The sequence below is a fragment of the Alteromonas sp. AMM-1 genome, from assembly GCF_047290655.1.
Classification (GTDB): domain Bacteria; phylum Pseudomonadota; class Gammaproteobacteria; order Enterobacterales; family Alteromonadaceae; genus Alteromonas; species Alteromonas mangrovi.
On record NZ_JBLBUE010000241.1, the window covers coordinates 1 to 3882 of the forward strand.

Below are 3882 nucleotides of genomic sequence, written 5' to 3' on the forward strand. Positions count from 1 at the left end.
ATATCTTCTGCCCTCGGTCAACTGCTGATAATTCATGGTAGTACTGCTTGTTTCTTTGACGAGAAGAGCGTACCACTTTTAGCAGTTGGCCTCCTCTTCTACACCTTTCCATGAATGTCGCACTTATTATCTGAAATCGGGATTCATCTAGACCTTGTTCATCACTGACAGTACTGAAATCGATATCACGCTCTTTGATGAAACTACGCTCCATACAAAACTCGAAGAAAGCCTTTAACGCTGAAGAATGTATTGAAATTGTATTTCTGCTCAATTTTTTTTGAATGAACAGCACTCCATACAAGTACTTTTGCATTACTTCACTGTTTACATCGGACAGTTCAATTTCATAGAGACGTAAATGATTTAAAAATTGCTTAATCTGATTAGCGTGAGCTTTGCAGGTATTATCTGTTGCATGATTGATACATTTTACATGCCAAAGGTAAAAGCAGGCAGGAGCAAATGGTGTGCCGTCTTTCTCTAGGAGACATTCAATATTTTTTGGTATTGAGGCATGTTTATAATCTTTTAGTAGGTAACGTTGAAGCAAAATATTCCAAGCATAAGCTAAATAGAGAAGTTTGATATGCTTTAGAAAATATCAGTACTTTATCTATATGTCTATAATACGCCATAAGTGGCTTTGTATGGGTCGAGGACGCGAAAGTACAGCACGCCATCTACATGCAGTGAAATGTTGTCTTTGGTAATAGCACTTTGTTCAGGCACGTCTACGGCCTGTTCTTTTAACGAGCGGTCGGCGGCAACGCGGTCGATAAACGGAAAAATAAAGTTTAAACCTGCTTCTTTGGTGGATTGGTATTTACCGAATCGCTCAATGACGAAGGCGCGGTTTTGCGGTACAAATTTGATGGAGATTTTGAGTACAATCACCACCAGCACCAGTAAAAATAACTGGGGAGTTACTAAAAAATCGAGTAATACTTCCATGCTCAACATCCTCTTAATTGTAATTGCCCTGGAACAGGGCAGGCAGTTGAAGCATATACGATATTGATTGATATAAACAATCTCTACTGCACTTAAAGCGCGTTTACGCTGGAAAGCGGTGGCATTGTTAAAGGGTTACTCCTCTTCTTTAACCTGCAATAGATCCCATTTGTTACCATATAAGTCTTCGAATATGGCTACCGTGCCGTATGCTTCATCGCGCGGGGTTTCGATAAAGGTAACGCCCTTGCTTTGCATGCTTTTATAGTCCCGCCAGAAATCATCGGTTTGCATGACGAACAACACCTGATCGCCAGCTTGTTTTCCCACCACGATTTCATCCAGTTGGCTGTGCGCCAGGTTCAGCATGATGCCGGTATTGGACAGACCCGGCGGATGCAATAGTACCCACCGAATACCGCTGTCGTGGGCTTCATTGGCCAGTAAGTCAAAGTTTAGCTTTTCAGTGAAAAACGCAATGGCTTCATCGTAATCACGTACCAGAAGGCCAACTGCATTGATACTCTGTCTTCTTTCGGCCATGTTAGGTCACTCCTGAAATTTGCACGACGTGTTGGCTAACGTTTTGACTAACATAACGAATTACCTAGAGCTGGAAAAGTATGAAAAGTACATTTCCTGGGATATAGCCTGCTTTTGACAGCTTTTTTCAGCTTTTTTCATATTGCGGTTGTGTTTAACACACAGTTCACATTATCATTTGTACTATAATAGTAATTAAAGGTGAGTGACGTATGTCTACATTTCAACGCTCTGCCAATGCCATCCGCATGCTGGCAGTAGATGCAATTCAAAAAGCACAATCAGGCCACCCTGGTGCGCCCATGGGCATGGCCGATATTGCCACTGTGTTGTGGCAACAGTTTTATCAGCACAATCCCGCCAATCCAAAGTGGGCAAACCGCGATCGTTTTGTACTGTCGAACGGCCATGCCTCCATGTTGCAATATGCACTGTTGCATTTGAGTGGGTACAACTTGCCAATCGACGAATTAAAACAGTTTCGTCAGTTGCATTCGAAAACGCCGGGCCACCCTGAATATGGTTATACCGAAGGCGTAGAAACCACAACAGGGCCTCTGGGCGCGGGTATTGCGAATGCAGTGGGCATGGCGATAGCCGAGAAAACGCTGGCGGGGCAGTTTAACCGCGAAGGCTTTCCGTTGGTCGATCATTATACCTACTGCTTCCTGGGCGATGGCTGCTTAATGGAAGGGATTTCTCACGAGGCATGCTCGCTGGCGGGAACGCTGGGCTTGGGCAAGTTGGTGGCGTTTTGGGACGACAACGGTATCTCTATCGACGGGCACGTTGAAGGTTGGTTTACCGATAATACCCCGGCGCGCTTTGAGGCTTATGGCTGGCATGTGATTAAAGATATTGACGGACATGATGAAGTGGCGCTGAAAGCCGCCATTGAAGTGGCTCAGTCGGTTACTGATAAACCCACCCTGATTTGCTGTAAAACTGTGATTGGTTTTGGCTCGCCCAATAAATCGGGTAGTCACGATTGCCATGGCTCTCCACTGGGGGATGCTGAGGTGGCAGAAGTGCGTAAGCAGTTGGATTGGCCCTATGCGCCATTCGAAGTACCACAAGATGTTTACGCTCAGTGGGATGCAAACGAAAAAGGCAGTCAGGCTGAAGCGCAGTGGAATAAGCTGTTTAAAGAATACGCGGCGGCGTACCCTGAACTGGCTAAGTCTTTCAAGCGTCGGGTAATCGACCAGGCGTTGCCAGCAGATTTCAACGAAAAAGCCGATGCATTTGTGCGAAAGTGTCAGGCCGATATGCAGGACATGGCCACTCGCAAAGCATCGCAAAATGCGATTGGTTTCTTTGCCAATCAGCTACCGGAAATCATGGGTGGCTCAGCGGATTTGGCGGGATCTAACCTGACACTTTGGCCACAGGCGAAAGGTCTTCAGGACGATGCAGCTGGTAACTATGTATTCTACGGCGTTCGTGAATTCGGCATGAGTGCCATTATGAATGGCATTGCCTTACACGGCGGGTTTATCCCCTTTGGCGCGACCTTCCTGATGTTCATGGAATACGCGCGCAACGCGGTGCGTATGGCAGCGTTAATGAAAGCAAAATCCATTTTTGTATACACCCACGACTCTATTGGTCAGGGCGAAGATGGCCCAACGCACCAGCCGATCGAGCAACTGGCTAACTTACGTTTAACGCCAAATCTGACTACCTGGCGTCCGTGTGACACAGTTGAGTCGGCTGAAGCCTGGCGTCAGGCACTGCTGAAGAAAGAGGGCCCAAGCGCTTTAGTCTTTACGCGTCAGGGTACCAAGACGCAGGCACGCAGTGAGAGTCAATTGGCTGATGTGGCAAAAGGCGGCTATGTACTGAAAGATTGTGTGGGCCAAGCCGATGTCGTGTTGATTGCGACGGGTTCTGAAGTTCAATTAGCCGTTGATGCGGCAACCGCTCTGGGCGAGCAGGGTGTGGGTGTGCGCGTAGTGTCTATGCCAAGTACAGAGCAATTCGACGCGCAGTCTAAAGCGTATAAGCAAAGCGTACTGCCTTCAGGTATTGCCAGACTGGCCATCGAAGCGGCACATACCGACTTCTGGTATAAGTATGTGGGATTAGACGGCGACGTAGTTGGCATGCAAACCTTTGGCGAATCAGCCCCGGGCGGTGCGCTACTGAAACACTTTGGCTTCACAGTAGACAACGTGGTTGCCAGAGCCAAGGCATTGCTGGGTTAATCAATCCTACTCATAAAAAGCCCCGACACGTATAAAACGTCCGGGGCTTTGTTATTAGGGCGTGTTGATCTTTGCTGTATTAATTTTGTTCGTTCTAGGTGTTCAGCGATCGCGGCGCATGTTCGCAGGTGCAGTGGTTCTGCATCAAGAGCATGCAACAAAGAGCGGTGGACACCTA

The 3882-nt window shown here is 47.2% G+C and carries 3 protein-coding genes and 1 pseudogene; 1 reads left to right on the forward strand and 3 read right to left on the reverse strand.

The genetic code is table 11. The annotated features are described in order from the left end of the window. The 3 genes and pseudogenes from ACLR2L_RS19410 to ACLR2L_RS19420 all read right to left on the reverse strand — a co-directional run. Positions 1–553: phage integrase SAM-like domain-containing protein (locus tag ACLR2L_RS19410; protein WP_413370568.1), on the reverse strand; the 553-nt coding region annotated here is incomplete at its 3' end. 77 nt (positions 554–630) lie between these two features. Beyond that, a pseudogene (locus ACLR2L_RS19415) lies at positions 631–954 on the reverse strand (SPFH domain-containing protein); the annotation flags it as partial. Positions 955–1089: 135 nt separating this feature from the next. After that, a complete protein-coding gene (locus ACLR2L_RS19420; protein WP_413370570.1) occupies positions 1090–1497 on the reverse strand; it encodes a VOC family protein in 408 nt (135 codons plus the stop codon). Between the two features lie 212 nt (positions 1498–1709). On the opposite strand from ACLR2L_RS19420, the gene tkt reads away from it, so the two are divergent. After that, complete coding sequence (tkt, locus tag ACLR2L_RS19425) at positions 1710–3704, forward strand: transketolase (RefSeq protein ID WP_413370572.1); 1995 nt, start codon at positions 1710–1712, stop codon at positions 3702–3704. Positions 3705–3882: the final 178 nt, after the last annotated feature.